Consider the following 26,262-nt stretch of genomic DNA (forward strand, 5'->3'; position numbering starts at 1 on the left):
TTAGAGTTCCACATAAACGAAAATAAAAACTATTCTTTTTTAAATCCGTAGAAAAGTCCGCCTAGCAATAATAACCCAAATAAAACAGAACTAGCAAGAGCAATGGTACTTCCTGTTTTTACAACATCGGGATCAAATTTAAATATAATTTCATGTTTACCTGCAGGAACTTCTAAACCACGTAAGGTGTAATTTACTCGTATATGCTGCGTTTCTTCTCCATCGATAAATGTTTTCCAACCATTTCCATAATACACTTCAGAAAATACAGCAAAACCGTTATTTGCATTATTAGAGGTATACTTTAAATAATTAGGTTGCTGCTCTACAATTTTAATACTAGCCAAAGAATCGACAGTAAATTGTTTGCTTTCCGTTGGAATTAACACATCGCTTCTTTTAGCAAAAACAGCAATATGTTTATTATCTAAACTATCTAATGCTTTAATCTCTTCGTTTGCAGAATTAACCATTTTCAAATCATTAACAAACCAAGCCGCTCCATTTGCATCTCTATTTGTGTATGGAAATGTTTCTCCTTTTTCACCTTGAGCAATAATATATTTCGTGTTAAACATATTAAGCACATTCATATTGTTCTTCGAAATATAAAAATCGAAAACTTCTCGATACCGTTTTAATTCAGCAGCATTATAACCATTCATAGAATTATGAAAATAGGATGGTTTTGATGGACCCGAAACTAAATCGTAGACACGATAATAACTTTTATCTTGTAAAATAGCTTTATCGACAGCATTTGCCTCAAAAGGTTTATTCATTTTAATTGATGATACAAAATCGTCATTATTTACATACCGTTTATCAACCCCAACTAAATCGAACAATAAAAGCACAGCAAAGGCAACAACCAATAAATTTTCTTTTAGCTTACCTTTTAAATACGCGAAAATTAATCCAGCTGAAAGCAATACTAAAACTAAACTTCTTAAAGTGTCCAATGTAAAAACACTCTTTCTATCCTCTTTTAATGCATCCACAAATTCTGCTCCGTAATTCTGACGATAATAACCATCATTCATACCAACAAAATCAAATAAGGACGATTTCAACATTAAAAACAAAAGAGCTAAACCGCCTGTAATTATTGTGGCATATTTTAACGCCTTTAGCTTTTCATCTTCCTTCTCATATTTATTAAACAAGCGTACTAAACCAAAAACGCCTAAAACAGGAATACACAATTCTAATAAAACTTGTATCGAAGTTACCGCTCTAAACTTGTTGTAAAGTGGTACATAATCAATAAAAAAGTTAGTTAAAAAGCCTAAATTCTTTCCGTAAGACAACAATAAAGAAAATAATGTTCCACCAACAAGCCACCATTTTAAACGCCCTTTTACCAAAAACAAAGCGAATACAAATAGAAATAAAATAACAGCGCCAACATAAGCTGGTGCTTCCACTATGGGTTGATCTCCCCAATATAATGGTGCATGTTTAGCTTCTTCGGCAGCTTGTGTTGTTGTAGCTCCTAATTTTCTAAAAGCTTCATAAGTAGCTGAATCTTTTCCAACATTTTCACCATTACCACCACCCATAAACCGAGGAATAAACAGGTTAAATGTTTCAGCAAAACCATAACTAAACTGCGTGATATAATCTTTATCTAATCCGTTTGAAACTGCTTTTGGAGAACCATCGGCATTAATCGTTAGTTCCGTTTTTCCTCTGGTACTTTCCTTTACATATTCATTTGTAGCCATAACGCTAGTTGCGTTTAAGGCAATAGAAAGAATAACAGCTGCAAACAAAATACCTACGGATTTAAAAAAATGAGGTAATGCTTGTTTCTTATAAGCATCTACTAAATAAGCGAGTCCCAAAATAAGCACCAACAGCATTAAATAATAAGTCATTTGAAAATGATTCGACACAATTTCTAAACCCATTGCCAATACCGTAAGCAAAAAACCTGCTATATATTTCCGCCTAAACGTGAGTATAATACCGCTTAGTACCAAAGGCATGTATGCTATAGCATGTGCTTTACTATTGTGCCCAACTCCCAAAATAATGATTAAATAAGTTGAAAAACCAAAGGCAATAGCTCCAAGCGCAGCGAGCTTAAAATCGACTTTTAGTACTAATAACAAAACGTAAAAACCTAATAAATATAGAAATAAATAATCAGCTGGGCGAGGTAAAAAGCGCAGTGCCAAATCTATTTTTTTAATGTAATTATGTGGGTATTCGGCTCCCAATTGGTACGTTGGCATACCTGCAAAGGCTCCGTTTGTCCAATAGGTTTCTTCTCCAGTTTGTGCTTTAAAATCTTTTTGTTGCTTGCTCATGCCAATAAACTGAACAATATCACTTTGATAGATTTCTTTACCTTGTAAAACAGGACTAAAATAGGCCAATGATAATATTACAAACCCTAAAAGAACTAAGATATGTGGAAGTATGCGTTTAATTGTAAATTGCATGAAAGTATTTTATAACAATGAATGTGAAAATTAGTTATTATTTTCTTAGCATCGAAGTTTATCTTTTATTAAAAAAAATTAACGCTTTCGCGGAAATAAAAAAAAGAATTCACCTTAATCGACTTCTTCATAATCCACGTAATCACCAACATCTTTATTGGATGTTTTTATATTCGGAATTTTATCAATAGTAACCTTCCCTTCCTCTTTAACAGGCTCTTGCTGCTTCTTTTGAAACTGACCACCAAATCGCTCTTCAGCTTTTTTTACGGCAAACTTCATCAAAAAAGGCGCAAATATTCTTGAAAGCACTTTGAATAAATAATAAACTAAAACAATTATAAATATGGTTCTTAATAAACCCATAACTGAAACTTTTGATTAAAACTAACAACAAAAATACAATTCTATACGTTTAAAAAACATTGAAAAATGATAAAAAATATATAAAATATCTATATTTGACAACCCTTTATCATTAGCACATTAAAATATAAAATCCACGCACACTAAGAATGCGTTAAAAATTTCAAATATGAAAGCCATCAAATCGATTTTAATTATCCTACTAAGTTTTGTTTCAACTCAAGCTTTTTGCCAATATACCGATGTTATAAATTCTAATCGACCAGGCGTTTCACGAAGTGCCTTTTCTGTAGGAACAAACGTTGCGCAATTTGAAGTTGGCCCATACATTATTGAAGAAGAACGTACGCCGGCAATTGGTTATAAAGTTTCAGGTTTTGGAGCAGATTTTGCTATACGTTACGGATTATTATGGGAACCATTGGAACTTAATTTTGAAGGAAACTATCAAAGTGATAACAAATCTTTTTCGACAGATTTATCTAATAAAGACCGACGTTCAAATTTTAAATACCTAACACTTGGTGCCAAATATTTAGTATATGATCCTTATAAAAATGCTGAAGAGGACAAGCCTAATTTATTCAGTTGGAAAGCTAACCACAGATTTAAATGGAAGTCTTTAATTCCTGCAATAGCGGTTTATGCTGGTGCAAATTTCGATACGCCAGACAATCCTTACACAGCCGATGCCATAGAAGGAGTTAGCCCTAAAGTGATGATTGCTACCCAAAATAATTTTTCTGGAGGTTGGGTTTTTGTAATGAATTTAATTAAAGATCGTATTGGCACAGAGCAATCGGACTTTCAATATATATTAACCTTAACACATTCTTTTAGTCCGCAGTGGGTTGTTTTTGGAGAAACTCAAGCTATTAAAAGTGATTATTATGCCGATAATTTGTTTAGATTTGGTGGCGCTTATTTGTGGGGCAAAGATTTTCAATTAGATACAGCTTTAACCTTTAATACTAAAGACACACCATCCGTTTTTAGTGTGAATTTTGGAATGTCTTACCGATTAGATTTTCATAAAGACAAAGAAATGGACAATGGCACATCCGTTGAAGATTCCATGAAACGAAAAGGAAGTAAGAAGAAGAAAAAGAGTGGTAAAAAAAGTACTAAAGAAGAAACAAAAAAACAAAAACGTGACGCTATAGATTTTGAAGATTAATCGGAGAAATTTAGTATAAAAGCATATGATTACACTAAAAGAAGTAAAAACTAAAAAAGATCTAAAAGCATTTGTAAAATTCCCTTTTACATTGTACAAAGATTGTGAATACTGGACACCTCCGATAATTAGTCAGGAAGTAAAAACATTTGATAAAAATGAAAACCCTGTTTTCAAAGATGCCGAAGCTCAGTTATTCTTAGCATACAAAAACAATAGTATTGTTGGACGAATAGCTGCAATTACTAACAATTTAGAAATAGAAGATCAAAACATAAAAAAAATGCGTTTTGGTTGGTTCGATTTTATTGACGATTTAGAGGTTTCTAAGATTTTACTTAACAAGGTTTCTGAAATAGGAAAAAGTAAAAATTTAGAATATACTGAAGGTCCTGTTGGATTCTCTAATTTAGATAAAGTAGGTGTTATGACAGAAGGCTTTGAGAGCATCGCTCCTATGGTCACCTGGTATAATCATGCCTATTATGTAAAACATTACGAAGCTGCCGGTTTTGAGATTGAAAAATCTTATTCTGAAAGTCGTTTCCCTTTTGAAAACGTTAAGCCAGAATTCTTTAAAAAAGCACAAGAGCTTATAAAAAGACGTTATCAACTAAAAGCTTTAAAGTTCACTAAAACGAGTGAAGTAATGCCTTATGTTGATAAAATGTTCGATTTATTTAACGAAAGCTACGCTTCATTATCATCGTTTGTTGCGATAAATGATATTCAAAAAGCATATTTTAAGAAGAAATTTATAAGTTTTGTTAATCCAGAATATATCAAATTTGTAGTTGATAAAGATGATAAACTAGTTGGTTTTGCCATTGTAATGCCAGCCTTTGCACAAGCTTTAAAAAAGATGAATGGTAAACTTTTTCCTTTTGGTTTCCGCCATATTTTGAATGCCAAAAAGAATAGTAAAGATGTTATTTTCTATTTAATAGGAATTCATCCAGACTACCAAAACAAAGGTGTACATGCCGTTATTTTTAACGAATATTACGAAACGTTTAAAGAAAAGGGTATTGAGACTTGTTTTAGAACCCCAGAATTAGAAGATAATCATGCCATCCACCAAATATGGAAGCATTTTGATCCTGTGGTTTACAAACGAAGAAAAACGTATAAGAAGCTACTTTAGTTATAAAAATAAAAAAACCGATTCAATTAAAATTGAATCGGTTTTTTTAATATATTTTATTGTAATTATTCGCCCATTGCTGCCATAACAGAAGCAGATAAACGTTTGTACGTTCCATTTTCTAAACGCTCTCTAATAGCATCAAATGCATTTAAAGTCTCAGTTACATCTTCCAAAGTATGTGTTGCCGTAGGAATTAATCTTAATAAAATTAGTCCTTTTGGAATTACAGGATACACTACTATAGAACAGAAAACACCATAGTTTTCACGTAAATCCTTAACTAAAGCCATGGCTTCTGGAATACTTCCTTTTAGATATACTGGCGTTACACAACTTTGCGTTGTACCGATATCGAAACCTCTTGCTTTTAAACCAGATTGTAATGCATTTACATTTTCCCAAAGTTTAGCTTTAAGTTCTGGCATTGTTTTAAGCATATCTAAACGCTTAAGAGCTCCAGCTACTAATTGCATTTGCAAAGATTTTGCAAACATTTGAGAACGTAAATTATATTTTAAATAATCGATTATTTCTTTATCACCGGCAATAAAAGCACCTGTACTAGCTAAAGATTTAGCAAATGTTGCAAAATACACATCAATATCATCTTGCACACCTTGTTCTTCACCTGTTCCTGCTCCTGTTTTCCCTAAAGTTCCAAAACCATGAGCATCATCAACAAATAATCTGAAATTAAATTTCTTTTTAAGAGCTACAATTTCTTTTAAACGACCTTGTTCACCACGCATTCCAAAAACACCTTCAGAAATCACTAAAATTCCTCCGCCTGTTTGTTCTGCCATTTTAGTAGCACGCTCTAAATTTTTCTCTAAACTAGCTACATCATTATGTTTATATGTAAAACGTTTCCCCATGTGTAAACGTACACCATCAATAATACAAGCGTGAGCATCAACATCATAAACAATAATATCATGTTTAGACACTAAAGCATCGATAGTAGATACCATACCTTGATATCCAAAGTTTAATAAATATGCTGCTTCTTTACTTACAAAAGATGCCAATTCATTTTGAAGTTTTTCGTGTAAATCAGTGTGGCCAGACATCATTCTAGCTCCCATTGGATAAGCAGAACCGTATTGTGCAGCTGCCTCAGCATCTACTTTACGTACTTCTGGGTGATTGGCTAAACCTAAGTAGTCATTAATACTCCAAGTGATTACGTCTTTTCCTTGAAACTTCATTCTATTAGAAATTTCACCTTCCAATTTTGGAAACACAAAATAACCTTCAGCCTGAGACGCCCACTTTCCTAGTGGTCCTTTGTCTTTATAAATCTTTTCAAATAAATCCTTCATCTATTATAAATTGGTATTGCTATTAAACTTGAGATATAACTCCAACTAGAATAAAACTGCTTTTTAGGAACACAAACAATATAAGTTGCTTATGAAAGAATAAAGAATGCTTTTGTTTTAGTTAGTAGCTGCAAAATTAAATATTTATATGCATTGAACATAATTTTTTACCATGCATTTACGAAATATAGACAATAAAGTTAAAAAAATCATCTATATCGATTTTTCGAAGCATAAAAAAAGTCCATATTTCACAATTTAGTAAAATATGGACATATAATATGTTATAATATTCTTAATTATTTTATGTATTGTATGCTCTGCGCTGCTGCTTCATTTTGCGAATCGAAAAACCCTTGATCACTCATCCACTTATCGCTATACACTTTACTCATATATCGAGAACCGTGATCCGGATAAATAACAACAATTTTATCTCCTTCTTTAAACTCGCCTTGCTCACCCAATTGCTTAATAGCCTGTGTAGCAGCTCCAGATGTATAACCTACAAACAAACCTTCTGTTCTAGCTATTTCTCTAGCAGTATGAGCACTTTCTTCATCGGTTACTTTTACAAATTCATCTATAATATCGAAATCTGTAGCACCTGGTATTAAATTTTTACCTAAACCTTCTATTCGATAAGGATAAATTTCCTTTTCGTCGAATTCTCTAGTTTCGTGGTATTTTTTAAGTACCGAACCAAAAGCATCAACACCTATCACTTTTATGTTAGGATTTTGCTCTTTTAAGTATTTTGCTGTTCCAGAAATAGTTCCTCCTGTTCCACTACAAGCGACTAAATGCGTTATTTCTCCTTCTGTTTGTTTCCAAATTTCCGGACCTGTAGAATTATAATGTGCATCAATATTTAATTGATTAAAATATTGATTAATGTAAACTGAACCTTTTAATTCTTCATGAATACGTTTTGCAACTTGATAGTAAGATCTTGGATCGTCTGCACTAACATGCGCTGGACAAACATAAACCTTAGCGCCCATGGTACGTAACATATCAATTTTATCTGGAGAAGACTTTGAACTTACCGCCAAAATACATTCGTATCCTTTAATGATACTTACCATCGCAATACTAAAACCGGTGTTTCCAGAGGTTGTTTCTACAATAGTATCGCCTGGTTTTAAAACACCTTCTTTCTCGGCTTGTTCTATAATGTAAAGTGCTATTCTATCTTTTGATGATTGCCCTGGGTTAAAACATTCTACTTTAGCGTAAAAATCTCCTTCGAACTTAGAGGTTATTCTATTTAGCTTTACTAAAGGAGTATTGCCAACTAACTCTAATACATTATCAAATACTTGATTTCTGTGTTTCATAAATTCATTTTACAAGTTGCTCTAATTTTATAAATCAAAACTTCTCAAAACTTGACAAAAATAAGACATTTTTTTTTATTAGCGGTTAATTCCTTCCAAATCTAGCAAAAACGCGTATTCTAGAGCAACTTCTTTAAGACTTTCAAAACGCCCAGAAGCCCCTCCATGCCCCGATTCCATATCCGTTTGAAGCAGTAATTTATTCGTGTCTGTTTTTAATTCTCTAAGCTTCGCAACCCACTTTGCTGGCTCCCAATATTGCACTTGAGAATCGTGTAAACCAGTTGTAACCAACATATTCGGATAGTTTTTAGCCTCTACATTATCATAAGGTGAATACGATTTCATGTAATGGTAATAAGTCTCATTATTTGGGTTTCCCCACTCGTCATACTCTCCAGTAGTTAAAGGTATAGAGTCGTCTAGCATAGTAGTAACCACATCTACAAATGGCACAGCCGCTAAAACACCGTTGTACAATTCTGGATTCATATTAATTATTGCTCCCATTAGCAAACCACCAGCAGAACCGCCGTAAGCATATAAATGTTTGTTTGACGTATAATTTTCTTCAATTAAGAATTTAGAACAATCTATAAAATCTGTAAATGTATTTTTCTTGGTTAGCAGTTTTCCTGTTTCGTACCAATTGCGACCTAAATATTCACCACCTCTAATATGCGAAATAGCATAAACAAAACCTCGATCTAGCAAGCTTAAACGAATGGTAGAAAACGAAGGATCTATGGTTGAACCATAAGAACCGTAAGCATATTGCAATAATGGATTTGTTCCATCCAATTTAATTCCTTTTTTATAAACTAAAGAAATTGGCACTTTTACACCATCGCGAGCGGTTGCCCAAACACGCTTAGATTCGTAGTTTTCCTTATTAAACTTCCCGCCTAAAACCTCTTGTTCTTTTTTAATTTCACTAGTTTTGGTCTTGAAGTTATAATCCATTACCGAACTCGGGTTGGTTAACGAATTAAAACCATAACGCATAACATCACTATCAAAATCTGGATTATTACCAATGTAAGATGTATAAGTTTCAGAATTGAAAGGTAAGTAATAATCTTCACTACCATCCCAGCTTATTATTCGGATGTTGTTTAATCCGTTTTCACGTTCATTAACAACTAAATAATCTTTAAAAATCTCAATATCCTCTAATAAAACATCTTTTCTATGAGGCAGTAAATCTTTCCAATTTTCTTTCTCTGTAGCTGTTTCACTCGTTTTTAATAGCTTGAAGTTTGTAGCACCATCGCAATTAGAAATAATATAAAAAGCATCATCATAATGAGCGATACTATATTCCATATCGTCTGTTCTTTCTTGAAATATTTTGAATGCAGCATCAGGAGTATCGGCACTTAAAATTTGATATTCCGAAGATAATGTACTCGACGAACCAATGATAATATATTTTTTAGATTTAGTTTTATAAACAAAGGTATTAAAGGTCTCATCGGCTTCATGATAAACCTCAACATCATCTGTGGAATCACTACTTAATTTATGCTTAAATATTTTATGAGAACGCAAAGTTATCTCATCCTTCATGGTATAAAACAACGTTTTATTATCGTTTGCCCATGTAGCACTTCCAGTAGTATTTAAAATTTTATCATCTAAAATAGCACCGGTTTCAAGGTTTTTAATTTGAACCGTATATTGCCTTCTACTGACAGTATCGGTAGAAAAAGCTGCCATTTTATTATCTGGACTTATGGAAATACCTCCTAAACTAAAGTATGAATGATCTTTTGCCATTTCATTACAATCGAATAGAATTTCTTCTTTAGCATCTAAACTTTCTTTTTTACGCAAATAAATAGGGTAATCTTTTCCTGTTTCGTAACGCGTAATGTACCAATAGTCGTTTAATTTATATGGTAATGATGAGTCGTCTTCTTTAATTCTCCCCTTCATTTCTTCAAATAAATCCTTCTGAAACCCCTCTGTATGCTTCATTAATGCCTTTGTATAATCATTCTCAGCATTTAAATAATCAATAACCTCAGGATTTTCACGATCGTTTAACCAATAATAATTATCGATTCTAACATCATTATGCATTTCTAATGTTTTCGATATTTTTTTAGCTGAAGGAATAGTTACTTCATTTATAGATTTACTCATATTTATATTTTTACACGAAGCGGCAAAAGTAAAACTTACGCTTAAAAGAATGGTTGCTATTTTCATTTTTCGTTTAAAATACAATAAATTGGCTTAGTATTTGATAAATTTGCATTTACCAACCCCCTTAAAAAATATAAAAATATGTTTGGAGATATGATGGGCATGATGAGCAAACTCAAAGAAGCCAAGAAAAAAGTAGAAGAAACAAAAGAACGTTTAAATACCGTTTTAGTTGATGAAGCTAGTAACGATAATAAACTTAAAATTACTTTAACGGCCAATAGAACTATTAAATCTATTGATATAGACGATGAGTTATTAAAAGATAAGGAACAACTTGAAGATTACCTTGTTTTAACACTAAATAAGGCTATTGAAAAGGCAACCCAAATTAATGAAGCTGAACTTGCTGCAGCTGCAAAAGATGGAATGCCTAATATTCCTGGAATGGATATGTTTAAGTAAATTTAAAATTTTCTTAATTCACTCAAAAGTTTATCGTGCATAACATTGGTGTAATCCAAATGCGTAACCATACGTAATTTATTACCGCCCATACCTATAATATGGATGTTTTTATCGGCTAATTTTTGAGTGAATTCATTTTCGTCCGCTCCACCAATTAGTTCAAATATTACGATATTCGTTTCTATAGGTTCTACAGATTTAACAATTGAAAGATCACCTAAAACAGCTCCAATTTCTTTTGCTTTTTTATGATCTTCAGCCAATCTTTCAATATTATTATCCAAGGCATACAAACCTGCCGCAGCTAAATACCCGGCCTGGCGCATGTTTCCACCAAATATTTTACGGATTCTAATAGCGTTTTGCATAATAACTCCGTCACCAACTAAAACGGAACCAACGGGACAACCTAAACCTTTACTTAAACACACAGAAATGGTATCGAACACTTTTCCATATTGCTCCGTAGTTTCATTTTTTTCAACTAAAGCATGCCATAAACGTGCACCATCTAAATGAAATCCTAGATTATTTTCATCGCAAACTTTTCTAATTTTCTGTATTTCATTAAAATCCCAACATGAACCTCCACGCCTATTTGCCGTATTTTCAATTTCTACTAAACTCGTTTTACTATAATAATAAGCTTCTGGATTTATGGTTGTCAAAACATCACTTGCCGTAAACATGCCGTTATTTATATCTAATAAATTACAAGACACTCCACTATTAAAGGATGCTCCACCAGATTCGTAGTTAAAAATATGAGCATATTTATCGCAAATTACTTGATCTCCAGGATTGGTATGCAATTTTATAGCTGTTTGGTTTGCCATGGTACCACTCGGAAAAAACATTGCAGTTTCCTTACCAAACATTTTTGCAATTCGGCTTTCAAGTTCGTTTACTGTTGGATCTTCTCTAAACACATCATCGCCTACAGATGCTTGCATCATGGCCTCTAACATGGATTTTGATGGCTTTGTAACGGTATCACTTCTTAGATCAATAATCATATCTTTAATTTGTGTATAAAGCTATAAAATTATATTCAGAATTGTTTTCTGCTGGGGTAAAGAAATCTTATTTTTGTTTCAAATAAAATTATACATGATAACTTCCGATCAAATTAAAGATCTAAATACCCGCCTCGATAAACTTAGGCACTATCTTTGACATAGACGCCAAACTGATAGAAATACAAAACGAAGAAGAACAAACTTTCGACCCCAATTTCTGGAACGACTCTAAAGCTGCAGAAATTATAATGAAATCACTTCGTGTGAAGAAAAAATGGGTGGGAGATTACAAAACAGCAAAAACGCGATACGAAGACCTTGAGGTATTATACGAATTCTATAAGGAAGATGAAGCCACGGCCGAAGATGTAGAAACGCAATACAATTTATTAGCAACCCAGCTAGAAGATATTGAGTTTAAAAACATGCTCTCGGAAGAAGGAGATAGCCTTAGTGCTGTACTACAAATTACAGCCGGTGCCGGCGGAACAGAAAGTTGCGACTGGGCAAGTATGCTTATGCGTATGTACTTAATGTATGCAGAAAAAAGTGGTTTTAAGGTGAAGGAACTTAACTTTCAAGAAGGTGATGTTGCTGGTATAAAAACTGTAACTCTAGAAATTGAAGGTGACTTTGCTTTTGGTTGGCTAAAAGGTGAAAATGGCGTACACAGATTAGTACGTATTTCTCCGTTTGATAGTAATGCCAAACGCCATACCAGTTTTGCTTCGGTTTACGTATACCCCCTTGTTGATGATACTATTGAAGTTGAAATAAACCCTGCCGATATCGAGATTACAACGGCACGATCTAGTGGTGCTGGTGGACAAAATGTAAATAAAGTTGAAACCAAAGTTCAGTTGTTGCATAAACCTTCAGGAATTCAAATTCAATGTTCTGAAACACGTTCTCAACACGATAATAGATCGCGTGCTATGCAAATGCTTAAATCGCAATTGTATGAAATTGAACTTCAAAAACAATTGGCACAGCGTGATGATATTGAAGCTGGAAAAATGAAAATTGAATGGGGAAGCCAAATTAGAAACTACGTGATGCATCCTTATAAATTAGTGAAAGATGTACGTACAGCACACGAAACCGGGAATGTAGATGCCGTGATGGATGGTAATATAGACAGCTTTTTAAAGGCCTATTTAATGATGATGGGACAAAAGGTTGAAGATGATGGGCAACTGTAAAATATAATTAAAAAAACCTATTAGGCTTAAAAGCTTGGTAGGTTTAATTTTAAACAAAAAACATTTAATTAAAATGATAAAAATTTATCATAATCCACGTTGCTCAAAATCGAGACAAGGTCTAGAAATTCTAGAAAACTCGGGAAAACCATTCGAGATTGTAAAATATTTGGACGATACCCTTTCCGCGGAAGCGTTAGAAGAAATAATAAGTCTTTTAAAAATAAAACCTATAGAATTAGTTAGAAAAAACGAAGCCATTTGGAAAAGTGATTTTAAAGGTAAAGACTTAACTGATACCGAAGTTATTGATGCCATGGTGCAAAACCCGAAGCTTATTGAACGCCCAATTGTTGTTAATGGAAAGAAGGCTGTTATTGGAAGACCACCAAGCTTGATTGTTGATATTGTTTAGTTAGGATTCACTAAAGATTATATGTGAAATTGTAATAAAATACTAATTTGGAAATCATAGAAGTTCATAAAAACGAATACACCGTTTCAACCGACAAGAATAAACTTGACGTTGCTGTTATTCACAAATTCCTTGCAAACGAAACCGACTGGAGTAACGGGATTCCACTAACCACCTTAAAAACATCTTTTGAAAACTCTTTAAATTTTGGGCTTTATTACAAAAATCAACAAATAGGATATGCTCGAATAATTTCAGACTATTCAACCATTGCATATTTAGGAGATGTTTTTGTTCTAAAGGAATATAGAGGAAAAGGGTTGAGCAAATGGCTTATAAATGAAATCATGAATCACCCAAATCTTCAAGGATTAAGACGATGGATTTTATTAACAGATACAGCAGAATGGCTTTATAAAAAATTTGGATTTACAGAATTACCTAATCCTGAGTTTTATATGGAAAAACATAATCCAAATGTTTACAACGGAATAAAAAAAACATAATATTTTGTCCTGCAGCTTCAATATAAGCTTTAAGCTTTCCTCTTCCGCAGACGTTAATTTTAGTCATGTTAATTAACAAAGCTTTAACTGAAACAAGTTAAACCAACTCATAAATTTGCAGTCTAATTTTTTCAACCAATTAATAGACCTTTATGGTAAAACAATTATTTTTATTTACAATTTTCAGCCTATTTTCATTATTTGTAATCGCACAAAAAGAAGTTACAATTAGTGGAAAAGTAATAGATAAAGAAACCAACCAACCTCTAGAATACGCAACAATAGCTTTCTTCAATAAAAAGGCAAATAAAATGGAAACGGGTGGGATTACCGATTTAAAAGGAAATTTTTCTATCCCAGTTCCTGTTGGTTTTTACAATATTACTATCGAATATATTTCGTTTAAAACGATTACTATTGCTGATAAACAAATTAGTAAATCGGAAAATATTGGATCTTATTCTTTAGAAATCGATACAGAATCTTTAGGTGAAGTTGAAATAATAGCAGAACGTACCACTGTTGAAATTAAGCTCGATAAAAAAATATATAACGTTGGTAAAGATTTAACCGTAAGCGGTGGATCGGTTAGTGATGTTCTTGACAATGTACCATCGGTTTCTGTAGATGCTGAAGGGAGTGTTGCTTTACGCGGAAACGATAATGTACGCATTTTAATAAACGGAAAACCATCGGGACTAGTAGGCTTAAATTCAGCGGAAGCTTTACAACAATTACCTGCTGATGCTATTGAAAAAGTAGAAGTTATAACTTCGCCATCGGCAAGATATGAAGCTGAAGGAACTGGAGGAATTATCAATATTATTTTACGCCGTAGTAAACTCTTAGGTTTTAACGGTTCTATAACTACTAACGTTGGAAATCCTGATGCCGCTGGAATTTCGGGGAATATTAATTATAGAACGGGTAATGTAAATATTTTTAATACCACATCATACAGGTACACAGAAAGTGTTGGTAGGTGGTATAACGATGTGAAAAATTTTGATATTACTAAACCCGATTTAGATGAAAAAAGGAACTGGAATGATACCAGAAAAGGTATTACAACAAACACTGGTATTGAATGGTATATTACCGACTCTGCATCGATAACAAACTCCATTGTTTTTAGCGACAATAGCAGCGAAAACAACTCCGTAAACAACCTTTTATCTCTAAATAAAGAAAACAATACCACTTCAAAAAGTGTAAGGAAAGACCCTGAGAATAGCGATAGTGGTACCTTTCAATATGCTTTAAATTTTACAAAAGATTTTAAAACAGACGGACATAAATTTTCTTTCGATTTTCAATTTGAAAAATCGAATGATGATGAATATTCATTAATTAATAATGATGGTATCGATACCGATATTTTACAAACTTTGGAAGATGAACAACAAGTATTACTGCAAACCGATTATGTTTTACCTTTAGGTGATAATAGCCAGATTGAAATGGGATACCGTGGAGATTTTAGCACTACAGATACAGATTATCAAGTTTCATTACTTAACGATTCTGGTGCATTTGAATTAAACACCAACCTATCTAACGTATTTAATTTTAAACAATATTTAAATGCTGCTTATTTTCAGTTTGGAAGTAAAATTGATGATTTTTCATATTTGTTAGGTCTACGTTTGGAAAACACTAAAACCACGCTAGACCAGCCTACTTCTGGCGATTTTAAAAGAAAAAACTTAACAGGCCTATTTCCTACGGTAAACGTAAGTTATAAGTTTAGCGACGATGAAAGTATGACGATTGGTTATAACCGACGATTACGCAGACCACGTGGTTTTATGCTTAACCCCTTCCCTTCTCGATCAAGTTTAACTAATGTTTTTCAAGGAAATCCAGATTTGAACCCAACGTACTCTAGTGTTTTTGATATTGGATATTTAAATAGATTTGGAAAATTCACTTTAAGCTCATCTATTTATTATTCAAACTCAACAGATGTTATGTCTTTTGTGAGTAGAAAGAATGGAGAAAGTGTTGAGATAAATGGTGAAACATTTGATGTTATTCAGCGAGGCCCTGTTAATTTAGCTACCGATAATCGCTATGGTTTTGAGTTTAACTTAAACTTTAGCCCATCAAGAAAATGGCGTGTAAATACCGATTTTAATATTTACAAATTAGAACGAGATGGTAGCTTTGAGGATATTGACTTAACAGCAAACAATTTAACCTGGAATGCGCGTTTAACAAACAAGCTAACACTTCCATATGCTATAGATTGGCAAACAAACTTAAATTATCGAGGTCCTAGTGAAGACTCACAAAACGATAGACAAGGAAGCGGAACAGTTAACACAGCGCTTAGTAAAGATATTTTAAAAGATAAGGCATCGATAGCCTTTAATGTTAGAGATGTATTTAACTCTGGTGTTCACAGAAATGATATCACCACAGATACTTTTACAGCATACCAAGAAATTCAATTTAGAGGTGGTACAACTTACAATTTATCGTTTACCTACCGTTTTAACCAACAAAAGAAACAAGAACGTTCTGGAGGCCGTGGAGAAGGTGGCGACAGTATGGAAATGTAATATGCATTACTTAAAACCTGATAATAAAAAAACCTCAAAAATTATTTTGAGGTTTTTTTATTTGTAAGAATTAAATAATTCAAACAAAAAAGGTAGCTCGTTGAGCTACCTTTTTTGTAAATATATTTTCAATTAAATTTTAAGCATTTAATCGTTTTGCTTTCTTTTCTTCTTTAATTTCTTTTATTCTTTCAATTAAAGCACCTCCAATCCAGTAAGGGACTACAAAGGTTATTAAGAAAATCATTAACCAAAACCCTAAAGTTAATATTCCTAAAAATGCTAAAAAGCCTAAATATTGATCAAAATCAAACATAATTGTTGGTGTCTTTTATAAATATGCCACAAATATAATATAAACCATTTTGTTTTCCAATAACAATGTTAACATTTATCAACAGGTTATTCACTAATCTAAATTAGGTTGCGGCGTCATACGTAAATAAGGTTTGACTTCCTTAAATCCTTTTGGAAAAACAGAAGGAATATCTGCCGTTGCAATTGCGGGCACAACTACACAATCATCACCATTTTTCCAGTTTGCTGGAGTTGCCACTTTATAATAAGCCGTTAGCTGAAGAGAATCGATAACCCTCAATAATTCGTCAAAATTTCTACCAGTAGAAGCAGGATAAGTAATTATCAATTTCACCTTCTTATTATTATCAATTACAAAAACCGATCGCACGGTAAGCTTACTATCTGAGTTTGGGTGAATCATATCATAAAGTTCAGAAACCTTTCCATCTTCATCTGCAATAATTGGAAAGTTAACAGTTGTATTTTGTGTTTCATTAATATCTTTAATCCATCCTCGGTGAGATTCTAAACCATCTACACTTAATGCTACAACTTTTACATTACGCTTTTGAAACTCATCTGTATATCTTGCAACGGTTCCTAACTCGGTAGTACAAACAGGTGTATAATCTGCTGGATGCGAAAATAGTATTCCCCAACTATCACCTAACCATTCATGAAAATTAATTGTTCCTTCAGATGTTTCTGCTGTAAAATTTGGAGCTTCATCTCCTAATCTAATTGTTGCCATTTCTGTTTTGGTTTAAAATTAATCACTATTTAAATTCATTATAAAGATAATTAATTTTTAACGAGACAAATAATTTAAAATCTTATCAATTTGTTAAAAATTAGGCATAATAACTCATCTTTTAAAAGGATAAAACGGCTAAATAAATTAACTTTGTAATTCATAATTAAATCATTATTGCCATGAGTTACAGAATAGAAAAAGATACTATGGGCGAGGTAAAAGTACCAGCCGATAAACTTTGGGGCGCTCAAACAGAACGCTCAAGAAATAACTTTAAAATTGGACCTTCTGCGTCTATGCCGTTAGAAATTGTTTACGGCTTTGCTTATCTAAAAAAAGCTGCCGCTTATACAAATTGCGAATTAGGTGTTTTAGATATTGAAAAAAGAGATTTAATTGCACAAGTTTGCGATGAAATTTTAGAAGGCAAGCTCGACGACCAATTTCCGTTAGTTATTTGGCAAACGGGTTCTGGTACACAGAGTAATATGAATGCTAACGAAGTAATTGCGAATAGAGCACACCAATTAGCTGGAAAAGTTGTTGGTGAAGGCGAAAAAACGATTCAACCGAATGATGATGTAAACAAATCACAATCATCTAACGATACCTTCCCTACCGGAATGCATATCGCAGCTTATAAAAAAATAGTTGAAACTACTATTCCTGGAGTAAAACAATTAAGAGAAACTTTAAAGAAAAAATCTGAAGCTTTTAAAAGCGTTGTAAAAATTGGACGTACGCATTTAATGGATGCAACACCGTTAACTTTAGGACAAGAAATTTCGGGTTATGTAGCACAATTAGATTACGGCTTAAAAGCTTTAGAAAACACTTTAGCACACTTAAGCGAATTAGCTTTAGGAGGAACAGCGGTTGGAACAGGCTTAAACACTCCAAAGGGTTATAGTAAACGTGTTGCCGAATATATTGCAGATTTTACTGGATTACCTTTTATAACTGCTCCAAATAAATTTGAAGCCTTAGCTGCACATGATGCTATAGTTGAAACACACGGTGCATTAAAACAACTTGCCGTTTCTTTAAATAAGATTGCAAACGATATTAGAATGATGGCTTCTGGTCCTCGTTCAGGTATTGGAGAAATTATAATCCCTGCTAACGAACCAGGAAGTTCTATTATGCCAGGAAAAGTTAACCCAACACAATGTGAGGCCTTAACAATGGTTTGCGCTCAAGTTATAGGTAACGATGTTGCTATTTCTGTTGGAGGTATGCAAGGCCATTATGAGCTAAACGTTTTTAAACCTGTTATGGCTGCAAACTTTTTACAATCGGCACAATTAATTGGCGATGCTTGTAAAAGTTTTGAAGAAAACTGTGCTTCTGGTATTGAACCAAACCAAGAAGTAATTACTAAATTAGTAAACAACTCATTAATGCTTGTTACTGCTTTAAACACAAAAATTGGTTACTACAAATCTGCTGAAATTGCTAATACAGCTCATAAAAACGGAACAACTTTAAAAGAAGAAGCCGTTAATTTAGGTTATGTTACAGCCGAAGATTATGATGCTTGGGTAAAACCAGAAGAAATGGTTGGTAGCTTAAAATAATTACCAGTAATATATAAATTTTAAAACCCTCAAGATTGATTTTCAATTCTGAGGGTTTTTTATTATAAAATTATTTCTGAATTAAAAAAGCAAACTCAACCAGCTACAAAATTAAGCATCTACCCTATTCTCGGTTTTTTCGCTCTTTTCCCTGTATTTAATTTGTAGGTATAACTTAGTATAATGTAACGTCCTAAACTTTCCGAAATGGTTCCTTCAAAATAGTTTTATTAAACTGATATTTTTAAAATTCATGAAGATAATTTTAATGGCTAAAATTGGAAGACTTCATAAATAACAATGACATACCACCAAGATTGTATGCCTAAATAAATTACACACAAAACTTATAGTACATTTTGAAACAAAAAAGCCCAACGATATAACACCGTTGAGCTTTTTTTGTTTCAAAATAGTTGGCTCTAATTAAATATCAATAGAGTTAATTATAGTGCTCCCCATTCTTTTAGAGATTCCGTATTCATTTTGATATAACCATCATTTCCTGCTTCTTTAGAAAGAATTAAAGATTGTTTAGCTGCTTTAATTGCACCTTCCTTATCTCCGTTTGCTGCATGAATTAATGCTTGTCTACGTAAATAATAAAAACGAGGTTTCCCTTTTGTCATATCCACAGCTTTATCAATCCATTCTGTAGCTTGTTTCATGTCTTTCCCTTCAGCTAAGTAGTATGCTGCCGCTGCATAGTAATCTCCTTCGCCTGGACCATTCATTACTTTATCAATACCTGCTAAAACAATTTCTTCAGTAGGAACTGTAAAAGGTAAAGCCGCATAAGAATTCTCCCAAAGAAGTTCTAGAGTTGCTCCATTATTTGTAATATTGTTAATATCAATAGTAAAAGTTTCTACTACAAAAGGAATAGGTTCAACAACTACTTTCGCAGATGCAACAACTTTAGTATCATCCCATTTTTTTGGAGTTCCCCAATTACTTGTGTCATTGTAAAAAAGAAATTCCCATTCTGTTGCTGAAATTAATCGAGTAAATAAGGCATAAGAACCAGCTTTAACTCTTTTACCTGCAATCTTTATATCATCGCTAAAGGTAATTATAGTATTCTCATTAGCACCTGTTCTCCAAATTGTTCCAAAACTTTCCAAGTCTCCAAAAACTTTACGCCCTTTAACACCTGGTCTAGAATACTCGATAGTTACATCTGTTAATCCAACTTTTTGTTCAAACTTAGCTTTTGGACTAGGTTGTGGAGTTTCAATCTGTGCATTTACAGTATAAACTGTAGTAAATGCTAATAAAATTAATAATAGTTTTTTCATTTTAGTTTTAATTATTTATAAGCTATAAAATTACACATCAAAATACTGATTATTGTTAACAAAAGCTTAAAAAAGCGAAGTAATAAAAAACAAGGTAAACAACCGAAAAACGGCAATTATCAAAACATTAAAAAGAATCCTTGTTTTTCATTAAAAACTAAAAAATAACCAAAATCTAACATATAAAGTACTCAATCATTAAAATTTAGCTAAATATTTACTATTAATTCAAGAAATTTATAATATTTTATTATATTGTCGAATTGTGAATAATACACAGCGTGTTTTATTACAAAAAATTTATTAGAAAAACGATTATTACATATGGAACTTATTGAAAAAGCGGTTGAATTTGAACAACGCAAACATACTTTTAAAACTACAAGTGAAAGAATAGAAGCTTCAAGAGAAGTTAAAGACCTTATTTTGAGCCTAAACGACGTATACAAAGTTGACAAAGACCAAGAAATCATGGACTTAATGAAGCGATTGACGGCGGTAAAACAAAAAATAGAAAAAAGATTAAAAGGAAGGCCATAAACCAACCTAACTCCTTATTAGTACTATCATAATAGAAAATGCTAATCAAGGAATAATTTACTTTATAAAAAAAAACAGTATTTCATAATTATGAAATACTGTTTTTTTTATTGGCAAAAATTAAGTTTTTGCTATATATATTCTTCTAATTACTTTTTATAATACTTCACATGTCCTCGATAAGCGAAAGCTCCTAAAACAGCCACAATACCACAAGCAATAACAATAAATTTAACACTCACAATTTGATCACCACTAGCGTAACTATGTAGCCCTGCTAAGTAGAAATTCACTCCAAAATAAGTCATTAATATACTAGCAAAAGCTATTATAGACCATAGGTTAAAGAACCAACGCCCTCTTAATCCTGGCACCAAACGCATGTGTATAACAAAAGCATAAATCATAATACTAATAAGCGCCCAAGTTTCTTTTGGATCCCAGCCCCAATAGCGCCCCCAACTTTCGTTGGCCCACATACCTCCTAAAAAGTTTCCTATGGTTAGCATAACCAAACCTACGGTTAAAGCCATTTCGTTTATTACCGTTAGCTCCTTAATGTTGAGTAACATTTTATCTTTATTATCCTTATTGGTGAAAATCATTAAGAATAAAGATACTACTCCTAAAATCATTCCTAAAGTAAAAGGCCCATAACTCGCTACAATTACCGCAACGTGAATCATTAACCAATAACTATTTAATACGGGTTGTAAATTTGCTATTGCTGGATCCATCCAGTTCCAATGTGCAATCATTAAAATCATTGCTGTTACAAATGCAGTTGACGCCATGGTTAAATCACTTTTTCTACCAAAAAGCAATCCAAATAGCATAGTAGCCCAAGCCACATAAATCATAGATTCGTAAGCATCACTCCATGGTGCATGGCCAGATAAATACCAACGTACAATTAAACCTGCTGTATGCAATATAAACAAACCAATAACTATAAACTTAAAGACTTTAATAGCCGTATTTAAACCTTTACTGTGTGATTTAAATATTTGAATAATTAATAATACAAACATTAACGTACCTGCGTACATATACCAACTAAATAATTTTTTAAAAATATCATATTTGTTATATAATACTTCTGTTTTCACCTTTTGATCACTTAACATAACCGAACCACCGTACCTATGTTGTGTATCTTTAAAAGCTTTTAGCAGTTTTGAAGCTTGAGAGAAATCACCAGATTTTTTAGCTGAATTTAAAGTGTATAAATATGCTAAGAATCCACTTTTTACAAAATTATTGTAAAGTGAATCTTTTATAACCGTTGGATCTTCTTTATAATCGAAATTAGAAATCCATTTATGGTTATCATCATTAGGAATTGGGAATATTTTTAACGAACGTCCTTCAACCGTATTGAATAATAAATTTACACGTTGATCGGCTTCTTTAAATTCTTTCTGAAAACCATTTGGCACTTGCGCTTTGTATGCTTCATCTAAATAAGGTGCTAAAATATACTCTCCCCTTTCGGTGAAAAAATCGGCTAGAGTGGCATATTGTTCATCTAAATCCACACCAATCATATGGCGTATAGAATCTGCCTTTTTAGTTTTTAAGTAAATTATAGGCACATTGTACCATAATTGTGGACTCTCCTGAATTGATAAAAACACTTGGTTGGCATCAAAATTTTCGTAAGAATCATGCTTACTTAACTTTCTCAGCATTTCCGAAGCGTAAGTATTTATAGGCATCATACGCCCGCTTAAATCCTGAATCACCAAATTCCCAAATTCTGATGCATGTGCTTTAGGAGTAATATTAGCTCTTAAAACAGAATCTATTTGTGTTTTTGTAGGTTTGTTATTATGGTTATGCCCGTCGTTTGCCGAATGCTCTTGAGCAAACCCTTGTAATCCAAAACACAGCATAACAACTGCTAAGGTCTTGGCTTTTTTAGCTTTTAACTTTTCGAGTTGCTTTTTTAAATCACCAAAACGAGAATGCTTAGAAAACAAAATCGACATCATTCCAAAATACAGCATAAAATAACCAATATAAGTGATTAACGAGCCCCAATAATCATGATTTACAGAAAGTATAGTTCCTTTTTCATCTGGATCGAAACCTGATTGAAAAAAGCGATAACCACCATGATCTAAAATATTATTCATAAAAATTTTATAATCAAAATCACCTTCTTTTTCATCCAAAACAGTTACTTCACTAGAATAAGCAGAATATCCTCTTTCTGTTCCTGGATAACGTTCAGCTTCAAAATCGTTCAATTTAATTGAAAAAGGCAATTCTAATTTCTTAGAACCGTACTTAAAAGCGAAATCTAATCCACCAACTTTTATTTGTTTAAAACTACTGTTTGATCCTTTTCCTCCAAGTAACCCTACATTTTGAGTTTCACCATTAGCAGTAACTTTTAAAACTAGACCATCTTCATTATTTTTAAGGAATTCTGCTTTTTTAACTACATCAAAAACACCTTTTACAACAGGTTTTGGAAATACAATTTGCATGTTACCAATAGAATACCCAGAACGTAAATGTAAAGGCTGTATGCTATCTTTTACAAGTAAACCTTTAGCACGCGTTGCCATAGTCATGTATTCCCCATCAAAAGGAGAATTAATGGTTAGGTTATCGTTTTCTAAAGTAATATTTATAGCGCCATCGGTTGGTTTATTTAATGCAAATAATACGTTGTGAACACTAGATACTTGACCTACTTTTAAGAAATGATTATGCGGACCACTAGTTCCTGCTTCTACTATTTTTAAATAAGATTCGCCGTTTTCGTCTGGAATAATATCTTCCTCTGCTCCAACAATAAATTTTTCTAGTTGAATATTTATTGGCTTTTTATTGTACTCGCTGTTTATGTTAAAATCATTATCTAAACGTCCAGAGAAATCGACTTCATTTTCCAAAACACGACGTTGAGCAACGCCATCTATTTTAAAATCACCATCAATATATGCCGTTATATATGTTTTTTGAGAAAGAAATGAATTTTCAGTTTCACCTTCACGAATGGCCATCATGCCTTCAAAACTGGCATATCGCGTAATAAATGCACCTAAAAGAATAAAAATGAAAGCTAAATGCAGAATGAAAGTTGCCCATTTTTCTTTTTTGTATAATCTAAAACGAAAAATGTTACCAACAAAGTTAATTACAAAAAACACCATAATGCCCTCGAACCACCAAGTGTTGTAAATTAAATTACGTGTATATGGCGTTGGAGACATGTCTTGTCCGGCATCTAAAAAGGTACCTGTTGCCATGGCTGCGGCAAAAGCAAGAAATAATACAGATGTTAAACGCGTTGAAAAAAGTATGTTAGCTATTTTTTTTTGCATAGTTAGGCCTTTTTAAGGTCGTGCAAATTTAATGATTTAAGTTTATTCTAAAGTGTTAAAACTGTGATAAAAAATTGATAAGAAACCATTGAAATATGATGAGAACTACACACCTAAAAATAAAATATTTCTTACAAAAAAAATTAAGTTTTATCATTAAACTCAAGTAAAACAGAAACATTAAGGTCTTAAAATCGAGCTACTTCCCCATTCTAGCTTCAAACATTTTTAAATATAAGAATGATCCCATTTTTCGGGCTTTAAATTTCGCGTTTTGTGCAAAGTCGCCTTCAAAAAGCTCATCGATGGTTTCTAACCAGAGGTTTAGCCAAAGTCCGAAATGGCGTTCACTAATTTTATTTTTATTATCGGCATCTACTTTTATATGAGTTTCAAGCGGATTACCTGTGTATTTTGTTTTTAGAAATAAAGAGGCCTCCCAGAAAGTTGTAAGACGTTCGAGATGGGCATCCCAATCTTTTATAACGTCGTTAAAAAAAGGCGATAAAACTTTATCTTGCCTCACTTTTTTATAAAATGAAGAAACAAGTAAATATACATCTTCGCGGGTTTCGAGATCTTTTTTCATGTTTCAAATTTACTGCTTATTTTATTATTACTGAAAGGTTGACGGCGCTTACATTGATTTTTTTTGATTTAAAAAGAGGTCTAAATAAAAATAAAAAAGCTCCTTCTTTTTTAATTATGAAAAACTAACGGGTAACTGCTAATAAAAATTAATATATAAACTAAAATTTTGTGGCAAGAACTAAATTTCCGAATACATCTGTAAAGAATTGAACGACCTGTTTGAGATCCCCGACCAAAGGAAGGGAGCGAGTAGTGAAATATTTATATTCATGAGTTCTTTAATTTAAAATAGAAATCAACGAATAAAGTCCGACCCTTGGGGTACGCGCAAATTATTTTGATTTATTAATTTGTTATTGATAATTGGTTAGTATTTTTGCAAGATGATTTCAGTAGTAATTTTAGGGGCTGGCAATGTGGCTAGCCATTTGTATAGAGGATTTCGAGAGGCAGATAATGTAACTGTTTCTCAATGGTATAACAGGAGTTTAGATTCGATTTCGGAGCATAGCAACGAGGTTGATATTACAGACGATTTAACGAATTTAAAGCTTGCCGATGTTTATATTTTGGCAGTTAGTGATGACGCTATTGGTGCGCTATCGGAACAACTTCCCTTTGAAGACCGTGTAGTTGTGCATACTTCGGGTGGTGTTGGTGTTTACGATTTAGATAAAAAACACAGACGTGGCGTGCTGTACCCGCTGCAAAGTTTTACCAAGGGTGCGGAATTGGATTTTGCCGATGTACCAATTTGCATTGAAACGATTGATAAAAAAAGTTTCCCGATGTTAAAGGAATTAGCCTTAAGTTTAGGTGGCCCGATACAGAAGGTTAATAGCGACCAACGGCGTGTGCTACATTTGGCGGCTGTTTTTGTGAATAATTTCACGAATCAGTTATATAGAATTGGCCATGAAATTACAGAAAGTGAAGGAGCAGAATTTGATATCTTGAAACCGTTGATATTAGAAACGGCAAAAAAAATAGAGCATTTATCGCCATTTAGAGCGCAAACTGGACCTGCTATTCGCCGTGATAAAAAAACGATTAAAAAGCACTTGAGAATTTTAGATAATAATATTGAGCATAAAAAGATTTACGAACTACTAACATCGTCAATACAGAAAACACATGGAAGAAAAAAGTTATAAAGAATATTTGGAACACATTACAACCTTTGTTTTTGATGTTGATGGGGTACTTACTGATGGTACCGTTTCAGTTTTAACAAACGGAGAAATGCTAAGAACTATGAATGTTAAAGACGGTTATGCCATTAGAGCTGCTGTTGATAAAGGTTATAACATGTGTATTATTTCTGGAGGTAAAAATGAGGGCGTGCGCAAACGATTAGAAGGTTTAGGTATTAAGGATATTTATTTGGGGGCGCAAAATAAAATTGAGCAATTGAATGATTATTTCACGAAAAATGATATTAAATCGGAAAACGTACTTTTTATGGGTGACGATATTCCAGATTACCCTGTAATGAAAGGGATTGGCTTACCTTGTTGTCCGCAAGATGCCGTACCAGAAATTAAAGGTATCTCTAAATATATTTCGCATAAAAAAGGTGGTAAAGGCGCTGTTCGTGATGTTATTGAACAGGTTTTGAAGGTGCAAGGGAAATGGAGTGGTTTTTTCTCTGCTCAGTTTGACTAAAAAAAGAAGACGATTTTCGGGTATGCTTTCTCTCTAAGACTATTGTTCTGTGCCTTTATTCATTTTAACTAT

At 32.7% G+C, this 26,262-nt stretch carries 22 protein-coding genes; 11 read left to right on the forward strand and 11 right to left on the reverse strand.

Annotation, left to right across the window (positions count from 1 at the left end; translation table 11 throughout):
• Positions 1-29: 29 nt before the first annotated feature.
• Both M4I23_RS08395 and M4I23_RS08400 read right to left on the reverse strand, forming a co-directional pair.
• Positions 30-2,450, reverse strand: coding sequence for a YfhO family protein (locus tag M4I23_RS08395; protein WP_249754105.1), 2,421 nt, complete (start codon positions 2,448-2,450; stop codon positions 30-32).
• Positions 2,451-2,564: 114 nt separating this feature from the next.
• On the reverse strand, positions 2,565-2,816 hold the full coding sequence (locus M4I23_RS08400) for a DUF4834 family protein (RefSeq protein ID WP_158851374.1): 252 nt from the start codon (positions 2,814-2,816) through the stop codon (positions 2,565-2,567).
• Between the two features lie 169 nt (positions 2,817-2,985).
• On the opposite strand from M4I23_RS08400, the gene M4I23_RS08405 reads away from it, so the two are divergent.
• Together M4I23_RS08405 and M4I23_RS08410 are read left to right on the forward strand one after the other, a co-directional pair.
• Positions 2,986-3,993, forward strand: coding sequence for a transporter (locus M4I23_RS08405; protein WP_158851376.1), 1,008 nt, complete (start codon positions 2,986-2,988; stop codon positions 3,991-3,993).
• 25 nt (positions 3,994-4,018) lie between these two features.
• A complete protein-coding gene (locus M4I23_RS08410; RefSeq protein WP_249754106.1) occupies positions 4,019-5,137 on the forward strand; it encodes a GNAT family N-acetyltransferase in 1,119 nt (372 codons plus the stop codon).
• A 65-nt stretch (positions 5,138-5,202) separates the two neighbouring features.
• On the opposite strand, the gene M4I23_RS08415 is transcribed toward M4I23_RS08410, so the two are convergent.
• The 3 genes from M4I23_RS08415 to M4I23_RS08425 form a co-directional block, all read right to left on the reverse strand.
• Positions 5,203-6,462 carry an aminotransferase class I/II-fold pyridoxal phosphate-dependent enzyme gene (locus M4I23_RS08415; protein ID WP_158851380.1) on the reverse strand — a complete coding sequence of 420 codons (1,260 nt, stop codon included), beginning with the start codon at positions 6,460-6,462 and terminating at the stop codon, positions 5,203-5,205.
• Positions 6,463-6,761: 299 nt separating this feature from the next.
• Positions 6,762-7,802: a PLP-dependent cysteine synthase family protein gene (locus tag M4I23_RS08420; protein ID WP_158851382.1), complete on the reverse strand. Its 1,041-nt coding sequence runs from the start codon at positions 7,800-7,802 to the stop codon at positions 6,762-6,764.
• A 78-nt stretch (positions 7,803-7,880) separates the two neighbouring features.
• Positions 7,881-10,016, reverse strand: coding sequence for a S9 family peptidase (locus M4I23_RS08425; protein WP_158851384.1), 2,136 nt, complete (start codon positions 10,014-10,016; stop codon positions 7,881-7,883).
• A gap of 78 nt (positions 10,017-10,094) precedes the next feature.
• Here M4I23_RS08425 and M4I23_RS08430 point away from each other — a divergent pair, with 78 nt between their 5' ends.
• Complete coding sequence (locus tag M4I23_RS08430) at positions 10,095-10,418, forward strand: YbaB/EbfC family nucleoid-associated protein (RefSeq protein WP_158851387.1); 324 nt, start codon at positions 10,095-10,097, stop codon at positions 10,416-10,418.
• 2 nt (positions 10,419-10,420) lie between these two features.
• Here the strand turns inward: M4I23_RS08430 and M4I23_RS08435 are convergent, their stop codons facing one another.
• Entirely contained in the window at positions 10,421-11,437 is a 1,017-nt protein-coding gene (locus M4I23_RS08435; RefSeq protein ID WP_249754107.1) for a low specificity L-threonine aldolase, read from the reverse strand.
• Positions 11,438-11,531: 94 nt separating this feature from the next.
• On the opposite strand from M4I23_RS08435, the gene prfB reads away from it, so the two are divergent.
• The 4 genes from prfB to M4I23_RS08455 all read left to right on the forward strand — a co-directional run bounded on the left by prfB (position 11,532) and on the right by M4I23_RS08455 (position 16,127).
• Positions 11,532-12,642, forward strand: a protein-coding gene (prfB, locus tag M4I23_RS08440; protein ID WP_158851391.1) for a peptide chain release factor 2 whose coding sequence is annotated in 2 segments (ribosomal slippage) — positions 11,532-11,594 and positions 11,596-12,642 — 1,110 coding nt in all. Because the reading frame shifts where the segments join, the coding sequence is not laid out codon by codon here.
• 73 nt (positions 12,643-12,715) lie between these two features.
• Positions 12,716-13,057 (forward strand): arsenate reductase (glutaredoxin), encoded by a 342-nt coding sequence (gene arsC / locus M4I23_RS08445; protein ID WP_249754108.1) that lies wholly within the window; start codon positions 12,716-12,718, stop codon positions 13,055-13,057.
• A 47-nt stretch (positions 13,058-13,104) separates the two neighbouring features.
• Entirely contained in the window at positions 13,105-13,563 is a 459-nt protein-coding gene (locus tag M4I23_RS08450) for a GNAT family N-acetyltransferase (RefSeq protein WP_158851395.1), read from the forward strand.
• 152 nt (positions 13,564-13,715) lie between these two features.
• On the forward strand, positions 13,716-16,127 hold the full coding sequence (locus tag M4I23_RS08455; RefSeq protein WP_249754109.1) for an outer membrane beta-barrel family protein: 2,412 nt from the start codon (positions 13,716-13,718) through the stop codon (positions 16,125-16,127).
• A gap of 139 nt (positions 16,128-16,266) precedes the next feature.
• On the opposite strand, the gene M4I23_RS08460 is transcribed toward M4I23_RS08455, so the two are convergent.
• Both M4I23_RS08460 and M4I23_RS08465 read right to left on the reverse strand, forming a co-directional pair.
• Positions 16,267-16,443, reverse strand: coding sequence for a hypothetical protein (locus tag M4I23_RS08460; protein ID WP_199269889.1), 177 nt, complete (start codon positions 16,441-16,443; stop codon positions 16,267-16,269).
• A gap of 93 nt (positions 16,444-16,536) precedes the next feature.
• The gene (locus M4I23_RS08465) at positions 16,537-17,178 is read right to left on the reverse strand and encodes a peroxiredoxin (protein WP_249754110.1); all 642 of its coding nucleotides are present in this window, start codon (positions 17,176-17,178) and stop codon (positions 16,537-16,539) included.
• Between the two features lie 182 nt (positions 17,179-17,360).
• Between M4I23_RS08465 and fumC the strand changes: the two genes are divergently transcribed.
• Complete coding sequence (gene fumC, locus M4I23_RS08470) at positions 17,361-18,758, forward strand: class II fumarate hydratase (RefSeq protein ID WP_158851401.1); 1,398 nt, start codon at positions 17,361-17,363, stop codon at positions 18,756-18,758.
• A gap of 446 nt (positions 18,759-19,204) precedes the next feature.
• Here the strand turns inward: fumC and M4I23_RS08475 are convergent, their stop codons facing one another.
• Complete coding sequence (locus M4I23_RS08475; protein ID WP_158851403.1) at positions 19,205-20,056, reverse strand: DUF2911 domain-containing protein; 852 nt, start codon at positions 20,054-20,056, stop codon at positions 19,205-19,207.
• A 324-nt stretch (positions 20,057-20,380) separates the two neighbouring features.
• Here M4I23_RS08475 and M4I23_RS08480 point away from each other — a divergent pair, with 324 nt between their 5' ends.
• The gene (locus M4I23_RS08480; protein ID WP_042498369.1) at positions 20,381-20,596 is read left to right on the forward strand and encodes a hypothetical protein; all 216 of its coding nucleotides are present in this window, start codon (positions 20,381-20,383) and stop codon (positions 20,594-20,596) included.
• A gap of 149 nt (positions 20,597-20,745) precedes the next feature.
• Here M4I23_RS08480 and ccsA read toward each other — a convergent pair whose 3' ends face one another.
• Entirely contained in the window at positions 20,746-23,934 is a 3,189-nt protein-coding gene (gene ccsA / locus M4I23_RS08485; protein WP_158851405.1) for a cytochrome c biogenesis protein, read from the reverse strand.
• Between the two features lie 199 nt (positions 23,935-24,133).
• On the reverse strand, positions 24,134-24,523 hold the full coding sequence (locus M4I23_RS08490) for a group III truncated hemoglobin (RefSeq protein WP_158851407.1): 390 nt from the start codon (positions 24,521-24,523) through the stop codon (positions 24,134-24,136).
• A 385-nt stretch (positions 24,524-24,908) separates the two neighbouring features.
• Here M4I23_RS08490 and M4I23_RS08495 point away from each other — a divergent pair, with 385 nt between their 5' ends.
• A complete protein-coding gene (locus M4I23_RS08495; RefSeq protein WP_158851409.1) occupies positions 24,909-25,679 on the forward strand; it encodes a Rossmann-like and DUF2520 domain-containing protein in 771 nt (256 codons plus the stop codon).
• Positions 25,660-26,190 carry an HAD family hydrolase gene (locus M4I23_RS08500; RefSeq protein ID WP_158851411.1) on the forward strand — a complete coding sequence of 177 codons (531 nt, stop codon included), beginning with the start codon at positions 25,660-25,662 and terminating at the stop codon, positions 26,188-26,190. The genes M4I23_RS08495 and M4I23_RS08500 overlap by 20 nt, the downstream gene beginning before the upstream one ends.
• Positions 26,191-26,262: the final 72 nt, after the last annotated feature.

This window comes from Algibacter sp. L4_22 (assembly GCF_023473045.1).
In the GTDB taxonomy this organism is placed as follows: Bacteria; Bacteroidota; Bacteroidia; order Flavobacteriales; family Flavobacteriaceae; genus Algibacter.